The organism is Pseudoduganella sp. R-31 (assembly GCF_049913235.1).
Classification (GTDB): Bacteria; Pseudomonadota; Gammaproteobacteria; order Burkholderiales; family Burkholderiaceae_D; genus Rugamonas.
In genome coordinates, this window is the sequence record NZ_CP183986.1 from 1,775,873 (window position 1) to 1,800,880 (window position 25,008).

Sequence of the window (25,008 nt, forward strand, 5' to 3'; positions counted from 1 at the left end):
CGCCATGCCAACTATTAACGAGATCCTCAACACCATGGACTACGGCCCTGCACCAGAAAGCCAGAAAGAAGCGCAAGCGTGGCTGGAGCAGCGCTCCCGCAAGTTCGGCCTGTTTATCGACAACCAGTGGACCGAGCCGGGCGAAACCTTCGCTTGCTACAACCCGGCCGATGGCTCGCAACTGGCTGAACTGACCCAGGCTACCGCGGTCGACGTAGCACGTGCAGTTACTGCAGCACGCAAGGCGCTGCCGGGCTGGCAGGCACTGGGCGGCCATGGCCGCGCCAAGGTCATGTACGCGATCGCACGCCTGATGCAAAAGCATGCGCGCCTGTTCGCCGTGCTGGAAACCCTGGACAACGGTAAGACCATCCGCGAAACGCGCGACGCCGACCTACCGCTGGTGGCCCGTCACTTCTACTACCACGCCGGCTGGGCGCAATTGCTGGACGAAGAATTCCCGGGCCATCGCGCCGTAGGCGTGGTCGGCCAGATCGTGCCTTGGAACTTCCCGCTGCTGATGCTGGCATGGAAAATCGCTCCTGCGCTGGCCGCCGGCAACACCATCGTCTTCAAGCCGGCTGAATTCACGCCGCTGACCGCGATGCTGTTCGCGGACATCTGCCAGCAAGCTGGCGTGCCTGCCGGTGTCGTGAACATCGTGACCGGCGACGGCCGCACCGGCGAAGCCATCGTCGGCCACCAGGGCATCGACAAGCTGGCCTTCACCGGCTCCACCGAAGTTGGGCGCCTCATCCGCGAAGCCACCGCCGGCACCGGCAAGAAGCTGTCCCTGGAGCTGGGCGGCAAGTCGCCGTTCATCGTCTTCGAAGACGCCGACCTGGACGCTGCGGTGGAAGGCCTGGTCGATTCGATCTGGTTCAACCAGGGCCAGGTCTGCTGCGCTGGTTCCCGCCTGCTGGTGCAGGAATCCGTGCAGGACCGCTTCCTGAAAAAACTGAAAGCGCGCATGGACAACCTGCGCCTGGGTTCCCCGCTGGACAAGTCGATGGACATCGGCGCCCTGGTCGACCCGATCCAGCGTCAGCGCATCGCCGGCCTGGTGGATTCCGCCCGTGCCGAAGGCTGCGAGGTGTACCAGCCGGCCGGCTGCGAACTGCCTGCCACCGGCTCGTGGTTCCCGCCAACCCTGATCACCGGCGCTTCCACTTCCGCCGCCGTGGCGCAAGCTGAAATCTTTGGCCCGGTGCTGGTGGCGATGAGCTTCCGTACTCCAGCCGAAGCTGTGCAACTGGCCAACAACACCGTGTATGGCCTGGCTTCCTGCGTGTGGACCGAGAACATCTCGCTGGCGCTGGACATGGCGCCGCAGATCAAGGCCGGCGTGGTGTGGATCAACACCGCCAACCAGTTCGACGCTGCGTGCGGCTTCGGCGGCTACAAGGAATCCGGCTACGGCCGTGAAGGCGGCCGCGAAGGCATGTTCGAATACCTGGTGCCTGTGTCGGAAGATGCACGTCCGGCCGCGCCTTCGTTCAAGAAGCCTGCCAAGCCTGAAACCGAGTTCACGCCATCGGCCGATCCATTTGCTGTGGATCGCACCGCCAAGCTGTACATCGGCGGCAAGCAGGCCCGCCCTGACGGCGCCTACTCGCGCGCCATCCACGGCGCCGACGGCAAGTTCCTGGGCGAAGTGGGCGAGGGTAACCGCAAGGATATCCGCAACGCCGTTGAAGCGGCGCACAAGGCAACCGGCTGGACCAAGGCTACTGCGCATAACCGCGCGCAAGTGCTGTACTACATCGCTGAAAACCTGGCTGCTCGTGGCGCTGAATTCGCAGAGCGTATCGCTGCGCAGACCGGCACCAAGAACGCCGAGAAGGAAGTGCAGGCTTCCATCGAGCGCCTGTTCTACTGGGCTGCCTGGGCCGACAAGTACGACGGCCTGGCACACCAGCCGCCTATGCACGGCATCACCGTGGCGCTGAACGAAGCGATCGGCGTGATCGGCATCGTGTGCCCGAACGAGAATCCGCTGCTGGGCTTTATTTCGCTGGTGGCTCCGGCTATCGCTGTTGGCAACCGTGTGGTGGCTGTGCCGTCCGAGGCGTATCCGCTGTCGGCGACCGATTTGTACCAAGTGTTCGATACTTCGGACCTGCCGGGCGGCGTGGTGAATATCGTGACCGGTTCGGCGGATGAACTGGCGCGCACGCTGGCGTCGCACGCGGACGTGGATGCTGTCTGGCGTCACGACGGGTCTGCTGCTGGTTGCGCGGAAGTGGAGAAGCTTTCGGCAGGTTCGCTGAAGCGTACCTGGACTGGCGGCGCGAAGGGCCGTGACTGGTTCTCGACCGCGCAGGCTGGCGGGCGCGTGGTGTTGGCGCATGCTTCGCAAGTGAAAAACATCTGGATTCCTTACGGCGTTTAAAACCGGTAAACCGGTGTCAGACCCATAGGGTCTGACACCGATACGCGGCAGCCGCTGGCCTGGTGTCTGACCCTGCGGGTCGGACACCGGGTTACCGGTTTGGAAGTAAAAAGAAAGAGATAAAAAAAATGTTCCTCCCCCAGGAAATCATCCGTAAAAAACGCGACGGCGGTGTGCTGAGCAAGGAAGAAATCCAATTCTTCGTCAAAGGCATCACCGACAACAGCGTCAGCGAAGGCCAGATCGCCGCGCTGGCGATGGCCGTCTTCTTCAACGACATGACCATGGACGAGCGCGTGGCGTTCACCCTGGCCATGCGCGATTCCGGCGAAGTGCTGGACTGGAAATCCCTGAACCTGCCAGGTCCGGTGATGGACAAGCATTCCACCGGCGGCGTTGGCGACGTCGTGTCCCTGATGCTCGGCCCGATGATCGCGGCCTGCGGCGGCTTCGTTCCAATGATCTCGGGCCGCGGCCTGGGCCACACCGGCGGCACGCTGGACAAGTTCGATTCCATCCCTGGCTACTCCACCGTCCCGACCAACGACAAGTTCCGCGAAGTGGTGAAGGACGTCGGCGTGGCCATCATCGGCCAGACCTCGTCGCTGGCGCCGTCGGACAAGCGTTTCTATTCGATCCGCGACGTCACCGCGACCGTGGAATCGGTGGCGATGATCACTGGCTCAATCCTGTCGAAGAAGCTGGCGGCAGGCCTGGACGTGCTGGCGATGGACGTGAAAGTCGGCTCCGGCGCCTTCATGCCTTCCTACGAGAAGTCGGTCGAATTGGCCGAATCCATCGTCAAGGTGGGCAATGGCGCGGGCACGCTGACCTCGGCCTTGCTGACCGATATGAATGAATCGCTGTCTCCATGGGCCGGCAATGCGCTGGAAGTACGCGGCGCAATCGACTACCTGACCGGCAAATTCCGTCCGGCGCGACTGCATGAGGTCACGATGTCGCTGTGCGCAGAGATGCTGGTGCTGGGCAAGCTGGCCGCCAACGAAGCCGATGCCCGCGCCAGGTTGCAGCATGCGCTGGATTCCGGCGAAGCGGCCGAGCGCTTCTCGCGCATGGTCAAGGCGCTGGGCGGCCCGGCCGACCTGGTGGAGAACATGGACAAGCACCTGGAAAAGGCGCCAATCGTGGTGCCGGTGCCGGCGCCGCGTGCGGGTTACGCTGCTTCGACCGTTTGCCGCGATATCGGGCTGGCGGTGGTGTCCCTGGGTGGCGGCCGTCGCCGTCCGACCGATGCGATCGACTTTGCCGTGGGGCTGACCGACCTGGCCGAACTGGGGCAGCCGCTGCAAGTGGGCCAGCCTATGGCCATGGTGCACGCGCGCACGCAAGCTGCTGCTGAACAGGCGGTGCGTGAAGTGCAGGCGGCATACACGATTGCGGATGCGGCGCCGGCGGCGAATCCGATCGTTTATCGCACGATCCGCCCTTAAACCGGAAAAGCAGTGCCGGACGCGTGCCTGGTGTCTGACCCTGCGGGTCAGACACCGGTTTACCGGTTTGGAGAATAAATGAACAACGAAACACTGATCGAAGAGGCCAAGGCAGCACGCCTGAAAGCCTACACGCCGTACTCCAACTTCAAGGTCGGCGCAGCGCTGCTGACGAAAGACGGCAAGATCTTCCACGGCTGCAACGTGGAAAACGCCAGCTACGGCCTGTGCAACTGCGCCGAGCGTACTGCCTTCTTCAGCGCAGTCGCGCAAGGCTACCAGCCGGGCGATTTCGACAAGCTGGCAGTCGTCGGCGAAACGGACAATCCGATCGCTCCATGCGGCGCCTGCCGCCAGGTTACGCTCGAACTGGGCGGCAATCAGTTGCCGGTCGTGCTGGCCAACCTGAAAGGCGACGTCCGCGAAACCACTGCCGCCGAGCTGCTTCCGGAAGCCTTTGGCGGCTGGGACTTGAAGAAGTAAGCAAGCGTGAAGAAGGCCATCGACGTCCAGACAGCGGTCGCCATCGCGGCATCCGAAGCTATTGCGGCAAAGACCCAGGGCACCTTTGGCGTGGGCGGCGTGATGCTCGACGCCAGCGGTACTGTGCTCAAGGCGCTGCATAACAACGTCATCAAGCATGGCCTGATCTACGACCCGACCGCGCACAGTGAGCGCCAGCTGATCGACTGGTACTTCGCCGAACGTGCCAAAGGCCACGAGCTGCCGCCGCCCGAAGAAATCACCATCGTGACTTCGCTCGACCCGTGCTGCATGTGCACGGGCGCCATCCTGGCGGCCGGTTTCAATGTCGTCGTCGCAGCGCCTGACAGCAAGGCCGGCATCAACTACAACGGTTCCGCCTTCTATCCCTCGCTGCCGGTTGCTTTGCGCCCGCAGGCCGAGCGGACTTTCGCCTATCCGGCCGTGCTGGGCACCTCGTCGTATGCACGGCGCGGGGCAGGGGCTACGCCGAAACCTTTCTTCATCGGCAAAACCATCGCCGAACCGACGCAAGCCTTATGCTCGCTGGTGTTCGAGGCGACCTCGGCCAATGTGATGGATTTGTTCAACATCGATCCGCCGCAAGCGGAGCTGAAAGATCCGGCCACACTGCCGGAAGACCATTTCATCGTGCGTGCCCTGAAGCGCGCGTTCCCCGATGCCCTGACTTACCGCTGCGTGCCGCGGACGCCGGATGCCGGCCTTGCGCCATACCTGCAGCAGGCCATGGCGCGCGACAAGGCGCAGGGCGGCAAGGGCGAAGCTGTAGCGCTGCTGGATTCCTTCGGCAATCTCTTGCTTTGCTGCCACGGCCGCCAACAGGCGTCAGCCATTCGCACCGCTTTCATGGAGTGCACGCGGGCTTACGCGCAGCTGCGCTACAAGCTGATGGAAGGCGCCGACGCGGCGACGCAAGCCGAAGTTCGGCACTACCTGGGCCACCCGAAAGACGGCACTTTCGTGTTTGCAGTCGGGCCGGATGAGAGTGCGTTGAGCTTCATGGCCCTGGGCGCTTACGGGTCGACGATGGAAGGCGCGCTGCCGCACAACAACCCGGCCCAGTTCCAGTACGTGCGCCCTGCGATGCCGGAACAGGCGCTGCACGAATTGTGCAGCCACCTGCCTCCGCTCTACCGTAGCCTGATCAAGATCCGCCCGACGCAGGTGGCAGACGCCGCCCTGGTGGCTGCCATCAACTGAGCATATTCGCGTCGCGCGCCAGCTGCCACTGGCCGGCAGCGTTCTTGCGGTACACCGATAACACATTGCCTTCCTTGCGCATGGCCTCGCCACCAGCCAGTGGCGTAATCGCCACGCGCAGATGCGTCGTGCACCAGGCCAGGTTGCCGCTGACTTCCACCTGCTGCACGTCGGCGTGCGATTCGACGCGATGCGATGCCAGCACGGCACGCACGCCTTTCTCAAAGGCGGCACGGCCGCGCATGATGGGCTGGCCGGGCACGTAGAATTCGACGTCCTCCGTCATCAGCGGCAGGATGCGGTCGACTTCGGCGGCGAGGGTGGCACGGGTCCATTCCGCGACCAGGTCGCGGATTGCCTGTTCGTCGCTCATTCAGGCTCCCTCGAAAGATGCGCTGGCATCGTTCTGCATCATGCCGAAGATGTTGCCGTCTGGGTCCTTGGCGTAGGCCAGCCAGCCGACACCGGGCACCGGCATGCGCGGCACGGCAACCGTGCCTTTGAGTTCTTTTAGCAGCGCAAGGGATTGGTCGAGGTCTTCCACGTCGACAGTGCAGACGAAGGCATTGACAGCAGCACCTTCTTCCGGCCGCGGGCCCCGGCGCGGCAGCAAGCCGCCGTTAATGCCGGGCGCGCCGACTTCGCCGGTGCCGACCAGCCAGTATTCGCCGCCTTCCCATTTGGAAAAGCTCCAGTCGAACATCTTGCCATAAAAATCGATCAGGGCTTGCGGTTCGCTGGCCTGGATTTCAAAGTGAACAGTGCGTCCCATCAGTGCTCCCAAGGGTCATAAGTGCCTATGCTCCACACATGCCCTTCAGGATCTCGACAGGTAAATCCACGGCCGCCGTAATCTTCGTCCTGCAAGGGCATCTCGATTGGCGCCCCGGCTTGCACGCAGCGCGCGTGCACCTCGTCGGCGTCGTTGACGACCAGGTAGGCGGTTTGGGTGACAGCTGATCCGATCTGGGCGGGCTGTTTCAGCAAACGGCCGTACTCGGTGTCAAAGATGGAGCTTAGCATGATCATGCCGTTGCCATAGGAAAGCTGGGCGTGGGCGATGGTGCCGTCTTCGTTGGGGACCACAAGCGCGGCCTTGAAACCCAAGGTTTTACACAACCAATCGATAGCGGCGGGCGCGTCGCGGTAACGCAGGCAAGGCATGATGGTCGCGCGCGTGGCCTTTGGAATCGTCATCGTTCTCTCCCTGAAAACGCAGCTTAGTCAGGACAATATAGACTAGCACCGTACAGGGGGCAAGCGAGCGCGGGCGACCTACATTTGCTGGAATAAATGGGTGTTGCCGCGGCTGACTTCGAGTTCTTCGCTGGAGTTGCGCACGCGGACCATCTGCCGGCCGCGCAAGTCGCGCGTCACCTCGGCAATCGCATCCACACGCACGAGGGTAGAGCGGTGGATGCGCCAGAATTCATTCGGGTCCAGTTCATCTTCCAGTTCCTTCAGGGTCTTGCGGATCAGGAATTCGCCCTGTGCTGTTTGCACGCGCGTATATTTTTCGTCGGCGCGAAAGAACAACACTTCCTTGGTCGAGATCATGCGCAGGCTGTTGCCAACCTGGGCCTGGATCCAGTGCAGGTACTCGGGTTGTGTCGCGCTGCCGGCCGGGCTGCGGCCAGTCTGCTGCAAGAGCTGGCTCAGTTGGCGTTCGATATTGTTGGGCGCTTTGCCGAGGCGCGCTTGCAGGCGTTCGCAAGCTGTTTTCAGACGCTCCAGGTTGACGGGCTTGAGCAGGTAGTCCAGCGCGCCCTGTTCGAAGGCCTCGATTGCATATTGATCGTAGGCAGTGATGAAGACGATGTGGCAACGATTGAACAGCATGCGCGCCGCCTCGATGCCGGTCAGGCCCGGCATGCGGATGTCGAGGAAGACGATGTCCGGCTGGTACTGGCCGGCCAGCGCGATGGCTTCGATGCCATTGGCCGCTTCGGCCACGATCTCCAGTTCGGGCCAGGCTTCGTGCAGGCGCTTGCGCAGCATGTCGCGCATTGGTTCTTCATCGTCTGCGATGATGGCGGTGGCTTTTGGCTGCATGCTCATGGTTTGGCAAAAATGTCTGGTGCAAAGGGGATGCAGATCGTGGCACGGCAGCCGCCATCCATCGGCTGCTCAATCAGCAACTGTGCGCGGGTGCCGTACATCAGCTTCAGGCGTTCACGTACATTGGTCAGGCCGACGCCATCGCCGGCGTAGGCATTGAAACCGACACCGTCGTCCTGCACGTCGACTTGCAGCACGCTGCCGTTGACGCTGGCACGGATGTCGATGCGGCCGCCTTCCACTTTCGGCTCGAGGCCGTGCTTGATCGAATTCTCGATCAGGATCTGCAGCATCATCGGCGGGAAGGTGGCGCTTTCAAGCTCCTGCGGCACGTCGATCGAGACGGACAGGCGCGACTTCATGCGGGCCTGCATGATGGCCAGATAAGAGCGCGCCATCTGGATCTGGCGGCCCAGCGTACCGTTGCCGCGTGAACGCATCTGGGGCAGGGTGGCGCGCAGGTATTCGATCAGGTGGGTGTGGATCTTGGCCGCTTCCGGCGGGTCGGTCTCGATCAACTGGCCGATCAGGGCCAGGGTATTGAACAGGAAGTGCGGTTCGACTTGCGCCTGCAGGGCCGACATCTGGGCTTCCACCAGGCGGCGTTCCAGGCTTTCGGTGCCGGCTTGCGCCGCCGCCTTGCGCGCTTCGATTTCCGCCTTGCGCTTGCCGCCGGCCAGGATCTTCAGCCCGGCCGAGCCGACAATGAAGAAAGCTACCTGTTTCGGATGCAGCACGGGCGTCAGTCCCAGCAGGAAGGCGAGCATCCACGTTACCACCAGCTGGCGCAAGGGCACTTGCGCCAGCCAGTCGAAGAAGTCCCACCACAGGCTGCTGGCTGTGTCGCCAATCTCCCCGACAAAGGAGAGCACGCTGCGGGTCCGGTTACCCATGTTGTTTCTTGTCTCCAAAGGCGTTGATGGCCAGCTTGGCGATCAGCACGCCGATGAACAGCGTGATGGCCAGCGGCAGGATGGTCAGGAACAGCGCGATCACGATGCACATGCCGACGATGGCAGGCCAGGACATGTGGTCCAGCGTGCGGACGAAGTGGCGGCCGATGCCGACAAAGGCTTGCCACACTTCTTTCACGGTTTCCTTGGCGCTTTTGTTAATCGTTTTCATCATTTCCTCCTTGCGTTTCGATGATGCAACTGTACCGCTGCGCCTGGCAACAGTGGAGCGGCATCCGACAGACTGCGCTGCGGGGCGGATGATTTGCTCTGGCGCGCGACGAACGGCTAGCGTGCCGCCAGCCAATCGGAACGCAGCAGGCCGAAAAAGTCCGTATCGCAGATCTCGCCATTGATGATCCAGCGTTCGCGCATATGGCCCTCATGCACAAAATGCAAGCTCTTCAGCAGCTTGGCGGAGGCGGTGTTGCGCGGATCGATGTCGGCTTCGATGCGGTGCAGGCTCAGCACCCGGAAGGCGTAGTCGATCAAGGTGGCCATGGCTTCCTGCATATAGCCCTTGCCCCAGAATGCGCGGTCCAGCATGTAGCCGATGTCGCCGCGGCGGTTCTGGCGGCTGAAGCTGTACAGGTTGATGATGCCTGCCAGTTCGCCGCCGACCTCCACGCCCATGCGCAGCAGGTCGCCGCTTTCATAGCCTGCTTGCGCCGCGGCGAAATAGGTTTCGGCTTGCTGCATGCTGTCCCAGGGCGCGCTGCTCCAGTAGCGCATGGCCTCGCTATCGGAATACATCCGATAAAGGGCCGGCACGTCGGCAGCGGTCAGGAAGCGCAATTGCAGGCGCTGGGCGTTCAGGGTGAATGGGGCGAATGCTGGCATGGAATGCTGACTCTAGGAAATTTTTGCATTTTAACAAGGAGGAACAGTAAAATTGATTTTAACTTTTTGTTATCACCTTTCACTAATGGAGTAGTTCATGCGTATTTTGTTAGCCGGTGCTTTCGTTTTATCCCTGGCTGCCCCACTGGCGCAAGCTCAAATGTCGAACGGGAATGGCGGTGCTGCGTTCAACGGCATGGAGCGCGCTAACGATCCAACCAAGGAAATGATGGTGCGCTTTATCGATGCCAGCCGGATGACCTTGACCGGCAACCAGCAACTGCTGGCTGCCCTCGGCCAGTCGCAGGAGGCCGCCGCAATGGGCGAACGTGCCGGCCAGCTGTCCGAATCAATGACACGCCGTGCGGTTGAAGAAACCCTGGAGACCCAGTTGCGCGGCGTAACGGCGTCCACCAAGGCACTGGCTGCAGGCGGCACGGCGCCGGTCGCCCAGCTCGAGCAAGGGCTGGCTTCGCTGGCCCAGGCGGTGGCACAGTATGAGCAGTTGATGAAGGACCTGCCGGAAGCAAAGGCCGCGATGAACACCATGCGCCAGGTGACCAAGACCGATACCCCGACCTTCTTCATGCTGCGCAGCCTGTCTTCCAGCACGGCCAGCCTGAAAAAGGAAATCCGCGCTGTGGCGCAAGCGGCCAAGCAAGCGGGCGCCAACGTGCCGGAGGCCTTGCTGGCAATGTGAGCCGATGTTAGATTGGCATGGTCCAAGCGAGCGGAGGAATTCGGCATGCAACTCGGCGTATTTTCCCTTAGCCTGAACGTCCGGGACATCCATGCCTCGCGCGAGTTCTACGCGAAGTTCGGCTTCCAGGACTTTGGCGGCAACATCGAGCAGAACTGGCTGATCATGAAGAACGGTGAACAGGTCATCGGCCTGTTCCAGGGCATGATCGAGAAAAATACGCTGACCTTCAATCCCGGCTGGGACAGCAACGCCCAGCTCGTGCCGGGCTACACCGACGTGCGCCAGCTGCAACGCCAGCTTGAGGAAAACGGCATTGCGCTGGCTGTCCGCACCGATGAATCGAGCACCGGCCCGGCCTATATCATCGCCATCGACCCCGATGGCAATCCGATCCTGATTGACCAACATATTTGATCGTTGCATTACCTTGAAATTCCTCGACCGTCTCAGCCTTGATGCATCTGCGAATTCGCGAACGATTCGCCGGGCCTATGCTCGAGAACTGAAACTCATAGACCAGGAAGCAGAACCAGCAGCGTTCCAGGCTTTACGCGAGGCCTACGAGGCGGCATTGCGTTGGGCCGAGAGTGGCGCAACCGAGCTTCCTGAGCCAGATCAGCACGAAATGCCACATGAGAGAGCGCTGGCGCAACTGAACGATCTTAAGTCGCTGGAGCAGGCTCGGCAAATTTTGCAATCATTGCGTCCATTGAATCTGGAGGACTCCGAAGCATTCGAAGCTGTCGTGGCACGACTGCTGGAATCCGGGTGGCGGCCAGGACATGAATATCTCTTCCCGGCCGCCTGTGAAATATTCTATTGGGACGGCCGCCAGCTTCCTTCCTACATGGATGATTTTGACGCGCTGGCTGGAGCCCTCTCGGACCTGAAGTTCCTGCGCATGCAGCCGGAGGAAACACGCGAGCAGCATACGCACGTCATTAATCGCTTGCGCGAGACCGGGGTTCCGTCTCTTGCAGACCTGGCGCGCGATATCCTGGTTGCGGAAATCGTATTTACCAAGTATCCGGACTTGATGTATCTGACCTGTGCACCGCGCAAGGTTGAGGTTTGGCGCGAGCATATGTCGCACTTGATCAAGCAGGTAAAAGCGCAAGAAACACACCGGGTAGCCAAAACTGAGTCGAGGTCACTTGAACGTGTGCGCTGGTTTGGGCTTGCCTGGCTGGTCTTCTGGATCTACCTCGGCGCAACAGACTTCCGGCTCTTGCGCAAAGAGGAGCCGCTGCGCCAGCTGACCGTAATGGAAATGCAGTGGATCACGAAGAATGTCGAGCCGATCAGGGTTGATGGACCTGTTGAATATGAAGTCAGCCTGGACCAGGACGGCGACATCAGCAAGCTTGAACTTGTGGGAAGCCAGGAGGGCCGTACCGTCAGCAACATAGACCATGCAATCCGGATCGCGGCCCCTTATCCTGCGGAATATCCAAGGGTGTTCCGGGTCCGGTTTCCGATTTAACGGCAAAGACAACATTCGATAGGGTATCTCATGAAGATTCGCGTAACCATGATTGCCGCTGCGCTGGCGCTTGGCACAGTGAGCGCTTTCGCCGTGTCGCCATCCGAAGAACTTGCACGACAGGCCGACGCCTGGGACAAGGCCATTATCCGCAAGGACCGCGCAGCCATCGCTGACAACATGGCGGAAGACTTCCGCCAGATCAGTGCGCGCGGCGATGTGGCCGGCAAGGCGGCCTTCCTCGATGCGATCACGTCGCCTAAACTGGTGATCAATCCCTACGGCGTCGAAGACATGGATATCCGCTTCTACGGCGACGTGGCGCTGGTGAGCGGCCGCACGCGCATGACCGGAAGCTATGACGGCAAGCCGTTCGGCAGCCATTACCGTTATGTTGACGTCTACGTGCGCAAGGAAGGAAAGTGGCGCGTGGCCAGCGTGCAGATCACACCAGTTCAGGAGTAGGCGATGAGCGACCGGCTGGATCTTCCCCCATCGAAGCTCGTCGCAATCGTAGATGCCCAGCTTGAACTGGCGCGCCTTGGACCGGCCTTTGGCGCGGTGATGGATCTCGCCGCGGCAAAGGCCATGCAGCTGACCGGCGCGGACGGCGCCGTGATCGAACTGGTGGAAGGCAGCGAGGTGGTGTACCGCGCGGCACACGGACTGGCTGAAGCCCAGCTAGGCTTGCGCATGCAGATCAAAGGCAGCCTGTCGGGACTTGTGCTGACCTCGCGCCAGGCCGCCACTTGCACCGACTCCGAAATCGATGACCGTGTGAACCGCGAAGCATGCCGTCGCGTGGGCCTGCGCTCGATGGCAATCCTGCCGCTGTTGTTTGGCGCCCAGGCTGGTGGCGTGCTGAAGTTGGCGTGGCGTGAACCGCGTCCGTTCGATGAAGACGAAGTGCCGATTGGCCAGGCGATTGCCGACATGACCGCAGCATTGATGTTCCACGCTTCGCAGGAAGGTGCGCAGGTATTGCAGCGCAAAGTGACGCAGGATCCTGCAACGGGATTGCCCAACCGTTCTTCCTTCTACGAACAGCTGCGCGTGCGCGTCGATGACGCGATTGCGCGCAGCGGCCACGTGGGTGTGATGGTGGTTCGCGTGCGCCCGCAGCATCGCGACGTGATGGTGGAAATATCCCGGCGGCTCGGCAAGCAATGCCGTGAGGGAGATGTGCTGGCACGACTGGGAGTCGATGAATTTGGCGTGATCCTGAGCGTGGCGGCGCGGCGCACCATTGTCCAGAGCCAGGTGCTGCGCTTCAAGCAGGCGGCTACTGCGGCTCCGTTGTTGCTGCCGGCTGGCGAGAAGGTCGAATTGGCGTTGCGCTTTGGCGGCGCGCTGTATCCGGAGGACGGCAGGGCGATTTCAGAGTTGCTGGCCGTTGCGCGCGAACAAGATTGACCCTGTTTGCCAGCAGGGTGGGGCAAGATGAAACGCATCACCTCCGTGATCCGGGCCGGGGGGCACGGCAATTGCCGTTAGCCGCTGGCTTTCGCTGGCATCAGGGCGGCGATCACCAGCCTGGTGATGGTCTCCTCTGCATCGGCAAAATCGGCACCGGTCAATTGTCCGGCGCCAAGCACCAGCTGCATTTGCGCGGCGAAGTCGGCGTAGGACTGCGTCATGGCCCAGATGGCAAATAGCAGGTGGGTGGCGTTGACGGGGGCGATCCGGCCCTCGGCGATCCAGCGCTCGAACACCTCGATATCCTTGCGCACCAGCGGCACCACGCGTTCGCGAATCTGCTCGCCATACAGGGGCGCGCCGCTGATCACTTCCATCGCATACACGCGCGATCCCCACGGATGCTCGCGCGAGAAATCCAGCTTGGCCTTGATGTAGGCGCGTAGTACTTCGGCCGGTTCGCCGTCCGGCTCGGCGATATTGGCCATGCGCGCCAGCCATTCGTCGAGGACGTCGTCCAGTACACGCTGGTAGAGCGCCTGTTTGGTGGGGAAGTAGTACATCAGGTTCTGCTTCGACAGGCCGACGTTTTCCGCGATGGTGGCGACCGACGCACCTTCGTAGCCGCATTCGGCAAATACACGCACAGCCTCCGTGGCGATGTCCGCTTCCAGCCGGTCGCGGTTGATGACGCGGCGCAGTTTAGCTGATGCCATATTCCCTCCTCATGGACTGCAGGAAGTTCCGCAGTTGTGGGCTGTCCGAATAAGCGACGTTGAAGCGGAACCAGATCGATGCCGGTTGCCGCAACTGGAAAAACTCGCCCGGTGCGAGCAGGATTCCGGACTTCAGTGCCTGGTCGGCAAGCTGCTTGCCGTTGCACTCAGGCGACGGCGCCTGCTGCCAGCCGGCGCTGACGAACATGCCGCCGCGCGGCCTGGCGATCGGCGCCATGCCGGCCAGGGCCAGCAGGTCGATGGTGCGTTCGCGGCCCTCGGCCAGTTGTGCCACCAGCTTTTCGACCATGCGTTTGTAGGGGCGCGCAGTGATGGCGTGGTAGGCGGCGCGTTCGTTCACTTCCGACGTGGTGAGACCGGCCAGCATCTTCACGCGCACCAGCTCCGGCAGGAGCGAGGTAGAGGCGCAAATCGAACCGACGCGCAGCACTGGCGACAGCGTCTTGGAAAAACTGCCGACGCGGATCACGCGCCGCAAGCCGTCCATCGCGGCCAGCGAGGCTTCGCCGCGCGCAGTGAGCTCGCGGTAGATGTCGTCTTCCACCAGCCAGAAGTCGAATTGCTCGGCAAACCCCAGCAGGCGATGCGCCTGCGCTTGCGTCAAGCTGGTGCCGAGCGGGTTTTGCAGCACGGTGTTGACGAACATGAGCTTGGGCTGGGTCTCGCGCGCCTGCGCGGCGAGAAAATCCATGTCGAGGCCATGCTCGTCGCGCGGAATGCCGATGGCGTGGCAGCCGTGGTGGCGGATCAGCGACAGCAGGTTGCTGTACACCGGGTCTTCCACGAAGACGGTGTCGCCAGGCTTGGTCAGCGTGCGCAGGATCAGGTCGAAGGCATGGGTGGCGCCGTGCGTGAGCAGGATCTGTTCGGCTTCCACGGCAAACAGTTCGTCGCTTAGTGTTGACGCCATGTACTGGCGCAGGCCGGGGAAGCCGAGCGGGTGGCCATAGCCGCGCAAGCGGTTGGCGGGGATGCGCATGGCGTGGCGTACGGCGTCGAGGATGGTGTCTTCGCCATACCATTCGGGCGGCAGCCAGCCGGCGCCGACCGGCAGCGCTTCGGAAGCGCCGGAATACAGTTCAGGTGTCAGCGCGTCGACGGCAGCCGGCGTGGCGAACATGGCCGCTGGCGGCAGCAGGGCGGGGACGTCGTGGCGAGCGACAAAATAGCCGGAACCGCGGCGCGATGACAACAGTCCGAGCGTGACCAGGCGGTCGTAGGCCTCGACAACTGTAAAGGTGCTGATGCCATTACACTTCGCGAATTGCCTGACTGAAGGCATCTTTGTGCCAACGCGCAGCTCGCGGCTTGCCACCATCGCGCTGATGGCGTCCACGATCTTTTCAACCAGGCTGCCCTTCTTCGCGCGCTCGATGGAAAGCACGGGCCATGCGGAGTTGGGAGTTGCGCTGTCGTCCATTCGGGCCTCTAAAACTGTACTGTTTTTGCTACCTGTACGGTTGGAGCGTTTCCGCTTGTGTGTATATGTGCCATAGTTAACTTGCTGTCTATTATTGCATCATGATTTTGCCAACTGGTAAAGTTTTTTGAGCATCGTAAAAAAACCCACCAAGGGAGATAGCAAATGAACGAAGCCCGGCCGCAGTCCCTGGCGTCCTTCTGGATGCCGTTCACGAACAACCGCGACTTCAAGGCCAATCCGCGCCTGCTGGTCTCGGCCGAAGGCGTCTACTACAAGGACGTCGACGGCAACCAGGTGCTCGATGGCACCGCCGGCCTGTGGTGTGTCCCCTGCGGCCACCGCCAGCCGAAGATCGTGGCGGCAGTCAGCGAAATGGTCGGCCAGCTCGATTTCGCGCCGACCTTCCAGATGGGCCACCCGGCCGCCTTCGACCTCGCCGAAAAGCTGATGGAATATACCAACCATCGCTTCGGCCACGTGTTCTATACGAACTCCGGTTCCGAGGCAGTGGACACGGCACTGAAAATCGCGCTGGCCTACCATAAGGCGCGCGGCGAAGCTTCCCGGACCCGCCTGATCGGCCGCGAGCGGGCTTACCATGGCGTCGGCTTCGGCGGCATCTCCGTCGGCGGCATCGCCGGCAACCGCAAGCCGTACGGCACATTGCTGCCGGGTGTAGACCACTTGCCGCACACTCACAATATTGAGAAGAACGCCTTCACGCGCGGCGAGCCGGAGTACGGCGCCCACCTGGCCGATGAACTGGAACGCATCGTCGCGCTGCACGACGCATCCACTATCGCAGCCGTGATCGTGGAGCCGGTGGCGGGTTCCACCGGCGTGCTGGTGCCGCCGAAAGGCTACCTGAAACGCCTGCGCGAACTGTGCACCAAACACGGCATCCTGCTGATCTTCGATGAAGTGATCACCGGCTTCGGCCGCCTGACCACGCCGTTCGCCACCGATTACTTCGATGTCGAACCGGACATGATGACCACGGCCAAGGGCCTGACCAACGGCACCATCCCGATGGGCGCGGTGTTCAGCAAGAAGTTCATCCACGATACCTTCATGGAGGCGCCGGCCGGCATTGAGCTGTTCCACGGTTACACCTACACCGGCCATCCGGTCGCCTGCGCCGCCTCGCTGGCGACGCTGGAAGTGTTCAAGGAGCAGAAGCTGCTGGACCACGCCAAGGAAATCCAGCCGTACTGGGAAGATGCCGTGCATTCGCTGAAAGGGCTGCCGCATGTGATCGACATTCGCACCATCGGCCTGGTAGCCGGCATCGAGCTGGCGCCGCGTGAAGGTGCGCCCGGAACGCGCGCATACGCCGCGTTCAAGAAAGCTTTCGCGGATGGGCTGTTGATCCGCACCACCGGCGATATCATCGCGTTGTCGCCGCCACTCACCTTTGAGAAGAAGCACATCGACGAATTATTCGGGAAGCTCGGAAAGGTGTTGAAGACGCTTGATTAAAACCGGTAAACCTGGGTCCGACCCATAGGGTCAGACCCAGTCAGATCGACGGCCTGGGGTTCTGGTTCGAGGCCTTTGATTTTTGACGAAGATCAAAGGCGCATAACCAACACCAACAGCAGGCGAGCAGACAGGGTCCGACCCTATGGGTCGTACCCTGGTTTACCGGTTTTAAGTAAAACAACCAAAGGAGACGAACCATGTTGGTAGGCGTACCGAAGGAAATCAAGAATCAGGAATCGCGCGTTGGCCTTACCCCGGCCAGCGTAAAGGAACTGACACTCCGCGGGCACCAGGTCCTGGTGCAACACAACGCGGGCGCTGCAATCGGTCTGACCGACGAAATGTATGTGGGCTCCGGCGCCACGATCATCCCGACCGCGGAGGAAATCTTCGCCAAGGCCGAAATGATCGTCAAAGTGAAGGAACCGCAGCCACAGGAATGCGCGATGCTGCGCGAGAACCAGATTCTTTACACCTACCTGCACCTGGCTCCCGACCCGGAGCAGACCAGGGCGCTGGTGAAATCCGGCGCGGTCTGCATTGCGTATGAAACCATCACCGGTCCAAACGGCGGCTTGCCGCTGCTGGCGCCGATGAGCGAAGTGGCAGGGCGCATGTCGATCCAGGCTGGCGCTGCCCATCTTGAAAAATCCAAAGGCGGCATGGGCCTGTTGCTGGGCGGCGTGCCAGGCGTAGCCCCCGGCAATGTGGCGATTATCGGCGCCGGCGTGGTCGGCACCAATGCGCTGCAGATCGCTGTCGGCATGGGCGCCCGCGTGACGGTGCTGGACAAGAACGTCGACCGCCTGCGCCAGCTTGACCTGGTGTTCGGCAACCGCATCCAGACCATGTACTCCAATGCCCACACCATCGACGACGCGGTGACCGATGCCGATCTGGTGATCGGCGGCGTGCTGGTGCCCGGTGCCGCCGCGCCCAAGCTGGTCACGCGCAATATGGTGTCGCGCATGAAGCAAGGTTCCGTGGTGGTCGACGTGGCGATCGACCAGGGCGGCTGCTTTGAAACCTCGCATGCCACCACGCACGAGAACCCAACCTTCGTGGTCGACGGCGTTGTGCACTACTGCGTCGCCAATATGCCGGGAGCAGTCGCCCGTACCTCCACCTTTGCGCTGAACAACGCCACCATCGGCCATGCCGTTGCGCTGGCCGACAAGGGCTGGGCCAAGGCCATGAAGGCCAACCCGCACCTGCGCAACGGACTCAATGTCTGCCAAGGCCACGTCACTTATGAAGCGGTGGCGCACGACCTTGGCTATACCTACGTGCCGGCGGAATCGCTGCTGGCCTAATCCTCAGGGCTTGAAATGAGCAATCTCGATACCATTACCCACTTTATCAACGGCGCCAAGGTCGATACGGCCAGCGGTCGTTATGGCGACGTATTCAACCCGGCATTGGGTGAACCGGTGGCGCGCGTGGCGCTCGGCACGGCGGAGGAAGTCGATGCCGCCGTGTGCGCTGCGGAAGCGGCGTTCCCGGCCTGGTCCAACACGCCGCCGCTGACGCGTGCACGGGTGCTGTTCAAGTACCTCGAACTGTGCCACCAGCACACCGAGGAGTTCGCCGCCATGCTGACCCGCGAACACGGCAAGACCTTCGCGGACGCCAAAGGGGAAGTAGCGCGTGGTATCGAGATGGTGGAATTCGCTGTCGGCATCCCGCAGATGATGAAGGGCGAGTACACCGACCAGATTGCGCGCGGCATCGATGCATGGTCGATGCGCATGCCGCTTGGGGTGGTGGCCGGCATCACGCCGTTCAACTTCCCGGTGATGGTGCCGATGTGGATGTTCCCGATCGCTATTGCCTGCGGCAATACCTTCATCCTCAAGCCTTCCGAGCGCGACCCGTCGCCATCGCTGCTGCATGCGCGCCTGCTGAAGGAAGCCGGCCTGCCGGACGGCGTGTTCAATGTCGTGCAAGGCGATAAGGTGGCGGTCGACGCGCTGCTCGATCACCCGGCGATCCAGGCGGTGAGTTTCGTGGGCTCGACGCCGATTGCGGAATATATCTACTCGCGCGGTTCGCAGCACGGCAAGCGCGTGCAGGCGCTGGGCGGTGCAAAGAACCATATGGTGGTGATGCCGGACGCCGACATGGACATGGCGGTCGATGCGCTGATGGGCGCCGCCTTTGGTTCGGCGGGCGAGCGCTGCATGGCGATTTCGGTGGTTGCGGCGGTGGGCGATGCCGCCGACAAGCTGCTGGGTGCACTGAAAGAGCGCACCGCTGCACTGAAAGTGCGCGATGGCATGGCATCGGAGGCCGAAATGGGGCCGGTTGTGACCTCGGCAGCCAAGCAGCGCATTGAGCGCCTGATTGGCGAGGGCGTGGAGCAGGGCGCAACCCTGGTTGTCGACGGCCGCAACTACCAGGTTGCCGACCGTCCGAACGGCTTCTTCATCGGCGGCACGCTGTTCGACCACGTCACGCCCGATATGACCATCTACAAGGAAGAGATTTTCGGTCCTGTCCTGTGCATGGTGCGCCTGCCTGACGTGGCGTCGGCGGTAGAGCTGATCAACAAGAATGAATACGGCAACGGTGTCGCGGTCTTCACGCGCGACGGCGGGGTGGCGCGCGAATTCGTGCGCCAGATCCAGGTCGGCATGGTGGGCGTCAACGTGCCGCTGCCGGTGCCGATGGCATTCAACAGTTTCGGCGGGTGGAAGCGCAGCCTGTTTGGCGACCACCATGCCTATGGTCCGGAGGGCGTGCGTTTCTACACCCGCCACAAGGCCGTGATGGAGCGCTGGCCAAATACCGCAAGTGCTGGCGCGCAGTTTGCTTTCCCACAGATGAAGTGAGGATGGAACCAATGATCGAGTCACTCAAATACATACCGCAGCCCAAAGCCACGAACGAAGAGCTGGCCGGTCATTTCACCGACCTGGCGCCGCCCTTGAACGCGCGCCAGGCTGCGATTGAAAGTTCGCGCTGCCTGTACTGCTACGACGCGCCGTGCACGCGCATCTGTCCGACCGGCATCGATGTCGCGAGCTTCATCCGCAATATCCATGACAGGAACGTGAACGGCGCCGCGGTCACCATCCTGCAGCAGAACATCCTCGGCGGCAGTTGCTCGCGCGTCTGCCCGACCGAGATCCTGTGCGAAGACGCCTGCGTGCGCAATCATGACGCGGAAGGCCAGCCGGTGAAGATCGGCCTTCTGCAGCGTTTTGCACTCGATAATGCCACGCTGGACGGCCATCCATTCAAGCGCGCACCCTCGACCGGCAAGAAGATCGCAGTAGTCGGCGCCGGGCCCGCAGGCTTGTCCTGCGCCCACCGCCTGGCCATGCTGGGCAACGACGTGGTGATCTTCGAGGCGCATGAGAAGTCCGGTGGCCTGAATGAATACGGCATCGCCAAATACAAGCTGACCGACAATTTCGCGCAAAAGGAAGTCGACTTTCTGCTGGGGATTGGCGGCATCGAAGTACGCCACGGCCAGAAGCTCGGTGCCAACCTGCACCTGAAAGACCTGCACGGCCAATACGACGCGGTCTTCCTCGGGCTGGGCCTGGGCGCGAGCCGTGCACTGGGCTTGACCGGCGAGGATGCTCCCGGCCTGATGGCGGCGGTCGATTACATCGCCGAATTGCGGCAGGCGGACGACCTGGCCAAGCTGCCGGTGCCGCGTCGCGCCATCGTGATCGGCGCAGGCAATACTGCTATCGACATGGCGGTGCAGATCCAGCGCCTGGGTGCGGAAGAAGTGACGATGGTCTATCGCCGCGGCTTCGACGCCATGAGCGCTACCCATCACGAGCAGGACATCGCCAAGGCTAACCAGGTGCGCATGCAGACCTGGGCGCAACCGCAGCAGGTGCTGTTGGACGAAGCCGGCCGCGTGCGGGGCATGCGCTTCGAACGCACGGCGATGGAGGGCTCGCGCATGATCGGCACCGGCATTACTTTCGAGCTGCCGGCCGATGCGATCTTCAAGGCCATTGGCCAGGCAATGGAACCGGCCGCCCTGGCCGATCCGCTGGCAGCGATGCTGAAGCGCGATGGCGACAAGATTCATGTGGACGACAGCTTCCGCACCATCCTGCCGGGCATCTACGCCGGCGGGGACTGCGTCTCGCTGGGCCAGGACTTGACGGTGCAGGCCGTGGAGCACGGCAAGCGCGCCGCGATGGCGATCCATTCCGACATCCAATCGAAGAAGGGGACAGCATAATGGCCGACCTGAGCGTCAATTTCTGCGGCATCAAGGCGCCGAATCCATTCTGGCTCGCCTCCGCACCGCCTACCGACAAGGCCTACAACGTGATCCGCGCCTTCGAAGCAGGGTGGGGCGGCGTGGTTTGGAAAACGCTGGGTGAAGATCCGCCAGCCGTGAACGTTTCTTCGCGCTACTCCGCCATCTACGGCAAGAACCGCGAAGTCCTCGGCTTCAACAACATCGAGCTGATTACCGACCGCTCGCTGGAATTGAACCTGCAGGAAATCACGGAGGTGAAGAAGGCGTGGCCTGACCGCGCCATCGTGGTGTCGCTGATGCTGCCTTGCGAGGAACATTACTGGGCCGCGATCCTGCCGAAAGTCGAAGCTACGGGCGCCGACGGCATCGAGCTGAATTTTGGCTGCCCGCACGGCATGCCGGAGCGCGGCATGGGTTCCGCAGTCGGCCAGGTTCCGGAATACGTGGAGCAGGTGACGGCGTGGTGCAAGAAGCACACCAGGCTGCCGGTAATCGTGAAGCTGACGCCGAACATCACCGATATCCGCCGCCCGGCGCGTGCTGCCAAGGCCGGTGGCGCCGATGCTGTTTCGCTGATCAACACCATCAACTCCATTACCTCGCTGGACCTGGACAAGATGGTGGCCTTCCCCAACGTTGGCGGCGCCAGCACCCACGGCGGCTACTGCGGCCCGGCCGTCAAGCCGATTGCGCTGAACATGGTGGCCGAGATCGCGCGTGATCCGGAAACGCGCGGCCTGCCGATTTCCGGCATTGGCGGCATTGGCAACTGGAAGGATGCGGCCGAATTCATCGCATTGGGCGCCGGGTGCGTGCAAGTCTGCACGGCTGCGATGCTGCACGGCTTCCGCATCGTGCAGGAAATGAAGGACGGCCTGGCGCGCTGGATGGACTCCAAGGGCTACCAGACGCTGGACGACTTCATGGGCAAGGCGGTGCCGAACACCACGGACTGGAAGTTCCTGGATATGAACTACAAGTCCATCGCCCATATCAACCAGGACGACTGTATCAAGTGCGGCCGCTGCTATGTGGCCTGCGAGGATACGTCGCACCAGTCCATCTTCCAGTTGATCGATGAGGCAAGCGGCACGCGGACGTACAAGGTCAACGACGAGGAATGCGTCGGCTGCAACCTGTGCGAAATTACCTGTCCGGTGCAAGGTTGTATTACGATGGTCGCAGTCCCCACGGGCAAGCCTTACATGAACTGGACACAGGACCCGCGCAACCCGCGGGCCGAGATCAAGGAGACTGCATGAGCGACAATCCCCAGTTGTGGAACGAAGACCTGGCCCCGACCAATGAATCGCAGCGCACCTGGCGCTGGTATCACTTCGCTGCACTCTGGGTTGGGATGGTCATGTGCATCCCCGCCTACACGCTGGCGGCCAGCCTGATTGAAGGCGGCATGTCGGCGGGACAGGCTGTCCTCACCGTTTTCCTGGCCAATACCATTGTGCTGCTGCCGATGCTGCTGATCGGCCACGCCGGCACCAAGTACGGCATTCCGTACGCGGTGCTGGCGCGGGCCTCGTTCGGCACCTCCGGCGCGCGGCTGCCGGCGCTGATGCGCGCCATCGTGGCCTGCGGCTGGTATGGCATCCAGACCTGGTTCGGCGGGCAGATGATCTATACGCTGCTGGGCGTGATGATGGGCAGCGAGATCGGCGGTGCAAAGATCGGCGGCCTTGGCATCAATGGCGCCCAGCTGCTCTGCTTCATTGCCTTCTGGGCGATCCAGTTCTGGTACATCGTGCACGGCATGGATGCGATCCGCAAACTGGAAACCTATACCGCGCCACTGAAGATCATCATTTGCTTCGTGCTGCTTGGCTGGGTGTACCAGAAGGCGGGCGGCTTCGGTACCTTGCTGGAGCAGCCTTCGCAATTCGTTGAAGGCGGCAAGAAGGCCGGCCAGTTCTGGCCGACGTTCTGGCCTTCGCTGACAGCGATGATCGGCTTCTGGGCTACGCTGGCTTTGAATATCCCGGACTTCACCCGCTTCGCGAAAACGCAGCGCGACCAGGTGCTGGGGCAGTCGGTCGGCCTGCCGGTGCCTATGGGCCTGCTGGCGGCGCTGGCGGTGATCGTTACGTCCGCCACGGTCGTCTTGTACGGCAAGGCGATCTGGGACCCGGTTGACCTGGCCAGCCGCATGACCGGCGTGGCGGTGCTGGTCGCGCTGGTGGTCCTGTTGATCGATACGATCTCGGTCAACCTCGCCGCCAACCTGGTTGGCCCCGCGTATGATTTTTCCGCCCTGGCGCCAAAGCATATTTCCTATCGCACCGGCGGCTACATCACGGCCGGCATCGCGCTGGCGATGATGCCATGGAAGCTGCTGGAAACCACGCAGGGCTATATCTTCACCTGGCTGATCGGCTATTCGGCCCTGCTTGGCCCGATCGCCGGCGTGCTGATCGTCGACTATTACCTGATTCGCAAGACGGAGCTGAACGTCGGCGCGCTGTACGTCGACAACGGCGAATACAGCTATACAAACGGCTGGAATTCCGCTGCACTGCTGGCCTTCGCGTTTGGCGTAGCACCCAACGTGCCGGGCTTCCTGAATGCCGCCTTTCCGGCATCGTTCGGCGATGTCGGCGAGGGCTTCAAGCTGATTTATACCTATGCATGGTTCGTCGGCATCGCGATCGCGGCGCTGGTGTATGGCATCTTGATGAAGGGCAGGGCGGCCAAGGCCGTACCGCCACCCATTCCGGAGAAAGCATAAATGGCAACTTTGATTCGTGGCGGGACTGTAGTGAACGCGGACCGTGCCTTCCGCGCGGACGTGCTGTGCGAGGAGGACAAGATCGTCGCAGTTGGTCCCGCGCTTGAAGCGCCGGCCGGGGCGGAAGTGATTGATGCAGGCGGCCAGTACGTCATGCCGGGCGGGATCGACCCGCACACGCACATGAACCTGCCTTTCATGGGCACCGTCACCCAGGACGATTTTTTCACCGGCACCGCAGCCGGTCTTGCGGGCGGTAACACGACCATCATCGACTTCGTCATTCCCAACCCGCAGCAGCCGCTGCTCGAGGCTTACCACCAGTGGCGCGGCTGGGCCGAGAAGGCGGCCGGCGATTACACCTTCCACGTGGCGATCACCTGGTGGTCGGACAAGGTGCACGAGGAAATGGGCACGCTGGTGCGCAACCACGGCGTCAACAGTTTCAAGCACTTCATGGCGTACAAGAACGCCATCATGGCGGACGACGAAACGCTGGTGAAAAGCTTCCGCCGTGCACTGGAATTGGGGGCAATCCCGACTGTGCATGCCGAGAACGGCGAGCTGGTTTACCAGCTGCAGCAGGACCTGCTGCGCCAGGGGATTACCGGCCCGCGTGCGCATCCGCTGTCGCGCCCTCCAGCCGTGGAGGCGGAAGCGGCCAACCGCGCCATTGCCATTGCCAACGTCTTGAACACCCCGCTGTACATCGTGCACGTGTCGTGCAAGGAATCGCTGGACGCGATCACCCGCGCCCGCGCCGCAGGCCAGCGCGTGTATGGCGAAGCGCTGGCCGGCCACCTGATCGTGGACGACAGCGTGTACGACCATCCAGATTTCGAGTTTGCGGCAGGTCACGTCATGAGCCCTCCGTTCCGCAGCCGCGAGCACCAGAAGGCACTGTGGCAAGGCCTGCAGGGCGGCAACCTGCACACTACGGCGACGGACCACTGCACCTTCTGCGCCGAGCAGAAAGCGGCGGGGCGCAACGACTTCACCAAAATCCCCAACGGCTGCGGCGGGGTCGAAGACCGCATGGCGGTGATCTGGGACGAAGGCGTCAACAGCGGCAAGCTGACGCCGTCGGAGTACGTGCGTGTAACGTCCGCCAATGCGGCGCAGATCTTCAATATCTATCCGCGCAAGGGCCTGGTTGCCGCCGGCTCTGACGCGGATATCGTAGTGTGGGACCCGGAAGGCACCCGCACGATTTCGGCCAAGACACAGTTCGCAAAGGGCGGCTTCAACGTCTTCGAGGGACGTACAGTCAAAGGGATTCCAAGCACCACCGTGGCGGCCGGCAAGGTCGTGTTCCATCGTGGAGATTTGCGGGCAGTCGAAGGCGCCGGGCGCCACGTCGACCGTCCCGCTTTTGCGCCCGTAACGGCGCGCTAA

Annotated in this window: 25 protein-coding genes; 16 read left to right on the forward strand and 9 right to left on the reverse strand. The window is 62.2% G+C overall.

What is annotated here, in order from left to right:
* Nucleotides 1–4 precede the first annotated feature (4 nt).
* From ACN9MY_RS08220 to ACN9MY_RS08235, 4 genes are all read left to right on the forward strand, one after another.
* Entirely contained in the window at nucleotides 5–2,392 is a 2,388-nt protein-coding gene (locus tag ACN9MY_RS08220) for an aldehyde dehydrogenase family protein (protein WP_426169489.1), read from the forward strand.
* A gap of 128 nt (nucleotides 2,393–2,520) precedes the next feature.
* A complete protein-coding gene (deoA, locus tag ACN9MY_RS08225) occupies nucleotides 2,521–3,843 on the forward strand; it encodes a thymidine phosphorylase (RefSeq protein ID WP_426337116.1) in 1,323 nt (440 codons plus the stop codon).
* 78 nt (nucleotides 3,844–3,921) lie between these two features.
* On the forward strand, nucleotides 3,922–4,326 hold the full coding sequence (locus ACN9MY_RS08230) for a cytidine deaminase (protein WP_426169494.1): 405 nt from the start codon (nucleotides 3,922–3,924) through the stop codon (nucleotides 4,324–4,326).
* Nucleotides 4,327–4,332: 6 nt separating this feature from the next.
* On the forward strand, nucleotides 4,333–5,547 hold the full coding sequence (locus ACN9MY_RS08235) for a nucleoside deaminase (protein WP_426337117.1): 1,215 nt from the start codon (nucleotides 4,333–4,335) through the stop codon (nucleotides 5,545–5,547).
* Here the strand turns inward: ACN9MY_RS08235 and ACN9MY_RS08240 are convergent.
* The 7 genes from ACN9MY_RS08240 to ACN9MY_RS08270 all read right to left on the reverse strand — a co-directional run bounded on the left by ACN9MY_RS08240 (nucleotide 5,540) and on the right by ACN9MY_RS08270 (nucleotide 9,398).
* Nucleotides 5,540–5,920 carry a YybH family protein gene (locus ACN9MY_RS08240; protein WP_426337118.1) on the reverse strand — a complete coding sequence of 127 codons (381 nt, stop codon included), beginning with the start codon at nucleotides 5,918–5,920 and terminating at the stop codon, nucleotides 5,540–5,542. The two genes, ACN9MY_RS08235 and ACN9MY_RS08240, sit on opposite strands and share 8 nt — an antisense overlap.
* A complete protein-coding gene (locus ACN9MY_RS08245) occupies nucleotides 5,921–6,319 on the reverse strand; it encodes a VOC family protein (protein ID WP_426337119.1) in 399 nt (132 codons plus the stop codon).
* The gene (locus ACN9MY_RS08250; RefSeq protein WP_426169504.1) at nucleotides 6,319–6,744 is read right to left on the reverse strand and encodes a VOC family protein; all 426 of its coding nucleotides are present in this window, start codon (nucleotides 6,742–6,744) and stop codon (nucleotides 6,319–6,321) included. Before ACN9MY_RS08250 ends, ACN9MY_RS08245 begins: the two co-directional genes overlap by 1 nt.
* A gap of 78 nt (nucleotides 6,745–6,822) precedes the next feature.
* Nucleotides 6,823–7,599 carry a LytR/AlgR family response regulator transcription factor gene (locus tag ACN9MY_RS08255; protein ID WP_426337120.1) on the reverse strand — a complete coding sequence of 259 codons (777 nt, stop codon included), beginning with the start codon at nucleotides 7,597–7,599 and terminating at the stop codon, nucleotides 6,823–6,825.
* 2 nt (nucleotides 7,600–7,601) lie between these two features.
* Nucleotides 7,602–8,498: a sensor histidine kinase gene (locus tag ACN9MY_RS08260; RefSeq protein ID WP_426169508.1), complete on the reverse strand. Its 897-nt coding sequence runs from the start codon at nucleotides 8,496–8,498 to the stop codon at nucleotides 7,602–7,604.
* Nucleotides 8,491–8,733 carry a hypothetical protein gene (locus ACN9MY_RS08265; RefSeq protein WP_130315301.1) on the reverse strand — a complete coding sequence of 81 codons (243 nt, stop codon included), beginning with the start codon at nucleotides 8,731–8,733 and terminating at the stop codon, nucleotides 8,491–8,493. The genes ACN9MY_RS08260 and ACN9MY_RS08265 overlap by 8 nt, the downstream gene beginning before the upstream one ends.
* Before the next feature lie 113 nt (nucleotides 8,734–8,846).
* Nucleotides 8,847–9,398 carry a GNAT family N-acetyltransferase gene (locus ACN9MY_RS08270; protein WP_426337121.1) on the reverse strand — a complete coding sequence of 184 codons (552 nt, stop codon included), beginning with the start codon at nucleotides 9,396–9,398 and terminating at the stop codon, nucleotides 8,847–8,849.
* Nucleotides 9,399–9,495: 97 nt separating this feature from the next.
* On the opposite strand from ACN9MY_RS08270, the gene ACN9MY_RS08275 reads away from it, so the two are divergent.
* Genes ACN9MY_RS08275 through ACN9MY_RS08295 form a run of 5 tightly spaced genes read left to right on the forward strand, consistent with a single transcriptional unit; the run spans nucleotide 9,496 to nucleotide 12,997 of the window.
* A complete protein-coding gene (locus tag ACN9MY_RS08275; RefSeq protein WP_426337122.1) occupies nucleotides 9,496–10,098 on the forward strand; it encodes a hypothetical protein in 603 nt (200 codons plus the stop codon).
* 45 nt (nucleotides 10,099–10,143) lie between these two features.
* Nucleotides 10,144–10,515 carry a VOC family protein gene (locus ACN9MY_RS08280; protein WP_426337123.1) on the forward strand — a complete coding sequence of 124 codons (372 nt, stop codon included), beginning with the start codon at nucleotides 10,144–10,146 and terminating at the stop codon, nucleotides 10,513–10,515.
* Nucleotides 10,516–10,528: 13 nt separating this feature from the next.
* A complete protein-coding gene (locus ACN9MY_RS08285; RefSeq protein ID WP_426337124.1) occupies nucleotides 10,529–11,584 on the forward strand; it encodes a hypothetical protein in 1,056 nt (351 codons plus the stop codon).
* A gap of 30 nt (nucleotides 11,585–11,614) precedes the next feature.
* Nucleotides 11,615–12,049 (forward strand): DUF4440 domain-containing protein, encoded by a 435-nt coding sequence (locus ACN9MY_RS08290; RefSeq protein WP_426169525.1) that lies wholly within the window; start codon nucleotides 11,615–11,617, stop codon nucleotides 12,047–12,049.
* Nucleotides 12,050–12,052: 3 nt separating this feature from the next.
* Nucleotides 12,053–12,997, forward strand: a complete 945-nt coding sequence (locus ACN9MY_RS08295) for a sensor domain-containing diguanylate cyclase (RefSeq protein ID WP_426321618.1) — start codon at nucleotides 12,053–12,055, stop codon at nucleotides 12,995–12,997.
* Between the two features lie 77 nt (nucleotides 12,998–13,074).
* Here the strand turns inward: ACN9MY_RS08295 and ACN9MY_RS08300 are convergent, their stop codons facing one another.
* The gene (locus ACN9MY_RS08300) at nucleotides 13,075–13,716 is read right to left on the reverse strand and encodes a TetR/AcrR family transcriptional regulator (RefSeq protein WP_426321621.1); all 642 of its coding nucleotides are present in this window, start codon (nucleotides 13,714–13,716) and stop codon (nucleotides 13,075–13,077) included.
* Nucleotides 13,703–15,157, reverse strand: a complete 1,455-nt coding sequence (locus ACN9MY_RS08305; RefSeq protein ID WP_426321625.1) for a PLP-dependent aminotransferase family protein — start codon at nucleotides 15,155–15,157, stop codon at nucleotides 13,703–13,705. Before ACN9MY_RS08305 ends, ACN9MY_RS08300 begins: the two co-directional genes overlap by 14 nt.
* A gap of 165 nt (nucleotides 15,158–15,322) precedes the next feature.
* On the opposite strand from ACN9MY_RS08305, the gene ACN9MY_RS08310 reads away from it, so the two are divergent.
* The 7 genes from ACN9MY_RS08310 (at nucleotide 15,323) to hydA (ending at nucleotide 25,008) form a co-directional block, all read left to right on the forward strand.
* The gene (locus tag ACN9MY_RS08310) at nucleotides 15,323–16,639 is read left to right on the forward strand and encodes an aspartate aminotransferase family protein (RefSeq protein ID WP_426321627.1); all 1,317 of its coding nucleotides are present in this window, start codon (nucleotides 15,323–15,325) and stop codon (nucleotides 16,637–16,639) included.
* Between the two features lie 200 nt (nucleotides 16,640–16,839).
* The gene (gene ald, locus ACN9MY_RS08315) at nucleotides 16,840–17,955 is read left to right on the forward strand and encodes an alanine dehydrogenase (RefSeq protein ID WP_426321629.1); all 1,116 of its coding nucleotides are present in this window, start codon (nucleotides 16,840–16,842) and stop codon (nucleotides 17,953–17,955) included.
* Between the two features lie 15 nt (nucleotides 17,956–17,970).
* Nucleotides 17,971–19,473, forward strand: coding sequence for a CoA-acylating methylmalonate-semialdehyde dehydrogenase (locus tag ACN9MY_RS08320; RefSeq protein WP_426169539.1), 1,503 nt, complete (start codon nucleotides 17,971–17,973; stop codon nucleotides 19,471–19,473).
* A gap of 11 nt (nucleotides 19,474–19,484) precedes the next feature.
* Nucleotides 19,485–20,852 (forward strand): NAD(P)-dependent oxidoreductase, encoded by a 1,368-nt coding sequence (locus ACN9MY_RS08325; RefSeq protein ID WP_426321631.1) that lies wholly within the window; start codon nucleotides 19,485–19,487, stop codon nucleotides 20,850–20,852.
* On the forward strand, nucleotides 20,852–22,138 hold the full coding sequence (gene preA / locus ACN9MY_RS08330) for an NAD-dependent dihydropyrimidine dehydrogenase subunit PreA (protein WP_426321633.1): 1,287 nt from the start codon (nucleotides 20,852–20,854) through the stop codon (nucleotides 22,136–22,138). Before ACN9MY_RS08325 ends, preA begins: the two co-directional genes overlap by 1 nt.
* Entirely contained in the window at nucleotides 22,135–23,613 is a 1,479-nt protein-coding gene (locus ACN9MY_RS08335) for an NCS1 family nucleobase:cation symporter-1 (protein ID WP_426321635.1), read from the forward strand. The genes preA and ACN9MY_RS08335 overlap by 4 nt, the downstream gene beginning before the upstream one ends.
* On the forward strand, nucleotides 23,614–25,008 hold the full coding sequence (hydA, locus tag ACN9MY_RS08340) for a dihydropyrimidinase (RefSeq protein WP_426337125.1): 1,395 nt from the start codon (nucleotides 23,614–23,616) through the stop codon (nucleotides 25,006–25,008). It begins immediately after the preceding gene.

Excerpts from the sequence above, each read along its gene's own strand:
- ACN9MY_RS08295 (WP_426321618.1), top strand. The coding sequence starts at position 12,053 with ATGAGCGACCGGCTGGATCTTCCCCCATCGAAGCTCGTCGCAATCGTA.
- ald (WP_426321629.1), top strand. The coding sequence starts at position 16,840 with ATGTTGGTAGGCGTACCGAAGGAAATCAAGAATCAGGAATCGCGCGTT.
- ACN9MY_RS08270 (WP_426337121.1), bottom strand. The coding sequence starts at position 9,398 with ATGCCAGCATTCGCCCCATTCACCCTGAACGCCCAGCGCCTGCAATTG.
- ACN9MY_RS08300 (WP_426321621.1), bottom strand. The coding sequence starts at position 13,716 with ATGGCATCAGCTAAACTGCGCCGCGTCATCAACCGCGACCGGCTGGAA.
- ACN9MY_RS08230 (WP_426169494.1), top strand. The coding sequence starts at position 3,922 with ATGAACAACGAAACACTGATCGAAGAGGCCAAGGCAGCACGCCTGAAA.
- ACN9MY_RS08220 (WP_426169489.1), top strand. The coding sequence starts at position 5 with ATGCCAACTATTAACGAGATCCTCAACACCATGGACTACGGCCCTGCA.
- ACN9MY_RS08305 (WP_426321625.1), bottom strand. The coding sequence starts at position 15,157 with ATGGACGACAGCGCAACTCCCAACTCCGCATGGCCCGTGCTTTCCATC.
- ACN9MY_RS08245 (WP_426337119.1), bottom strand. The coding sequence starts at position 6,319 with ATGGGACGCACTGTTCACTTTGAAATCCAGGCCAGCGAACCGCAAGCC.
- ACN9MY_RS08260 (WP_426169508.1), bottom strand. The coding sequence starts at position 8,498 with ATGGGTAACCGGACCCGCAGCGTGCTCTCCTTTGTCGGGGAGATTGGC.
- ACN9MY_RS08280 (WP_426337123.1), top strand. The coding sequence starts at position 10,144 with ATGCAACTCGGCGTATTTTCCCTTAGCCTGAACGTCCGGGACATCCAT.
- ACN9MY_RS08310 (WP_426321627.1), top strand. The coding sequence starts at position 15,323 with ATGAACGAAGCCCGGCCGCAGTCCCTGGCGTCCTTCTGGATGCCGTTC.
- ACN9MY_RS08320 (WP_426169539.1), top strand. The coding sequence starts at position 17,971 with ATGAGCAATCTCGATACCATTACCCACTTTATCAACGGCGCCAAGGTC.
- ACN9MY_RS08325 (WP_426321631.1), top strand. The coding sequence starts at position 19,485 with ATGATCGAGTCACTCAAATACATACCGCAGCCCAAAGCCACGAACGAA.
- hydA (WP_426337125.1), top strand. The coding sequence starts at position 23,614 with ATGGCAACTTTGATTCGTGGCGGGACTGTAGTGAACGCGGACCGTGCC.
- ACN9MY_RS08275 (WP_426337122.1), top strand. The coding sequence starts at position 9,496 with ATGCGTATTTTGTTAGCCGGTGCTTTCGTTTTATCCCTGGCTGCCCCA.
- ACN9MY_RS08255 (WP_426337120.1), bottom strand. The coding sequence starts at position 7,599 with ATGCAGCCAAAAGCCACCGCCATCATCGCAGACGATGAAGAACCAATG.
- ACN9MY_RS08265 (WP_130315301.1), bottom strand. The coding sequence starts at position 8,733 with ATGATGAAAACGATTAACAAAAGCGCCAAGGAAACCGTGAAAGAAGTG.
- ACN9MY_RS08335 (WP_426321635.1), top strand. The coding sequence starts at position 22,135 with ATGAGCGACAATCCCCAGTTGTGGAACGAAGACCTGGCCCCGACCAAT.
- preA (WP_426321633.1), top strand. The coding sequence starts at position 20,852 with ATGGCCGACCTGAGCGTCAATTTCTGCGGCATCAAGGCGCCGAATCCA.
- ACN9MY_RS08290 (WP_426169525.1), top strand. The coding sequence starts at position 11,615 with ATGAAGATTCGCGTAACCATGATTGCCGCTGCGCTGGCGCTTGGCACA.
- deoA (WP_426337116.1), top strand. The coding sequence starts at position 2,521 with ATGTTCCTCCCCCAGGAAATCATCCGTAAAAAACGCGACGGCGGTGTG.
- ACN9MY_RS08250 (WP_426169504.1), bottom strand. The coding sequence starts at position 6,744 with ATGACGATTCCAAAGGCCACGCGCGCGACCATCATGCCTTGCCTGCGT.
- ACN9MY_RS08240 (WP_426337118.1), bottom strand. The coding sequence starts at position 5,920 with ATGAGCGACGAACAGGCAATCCGCGACCTGGTCGCGGAATGGACCCGT.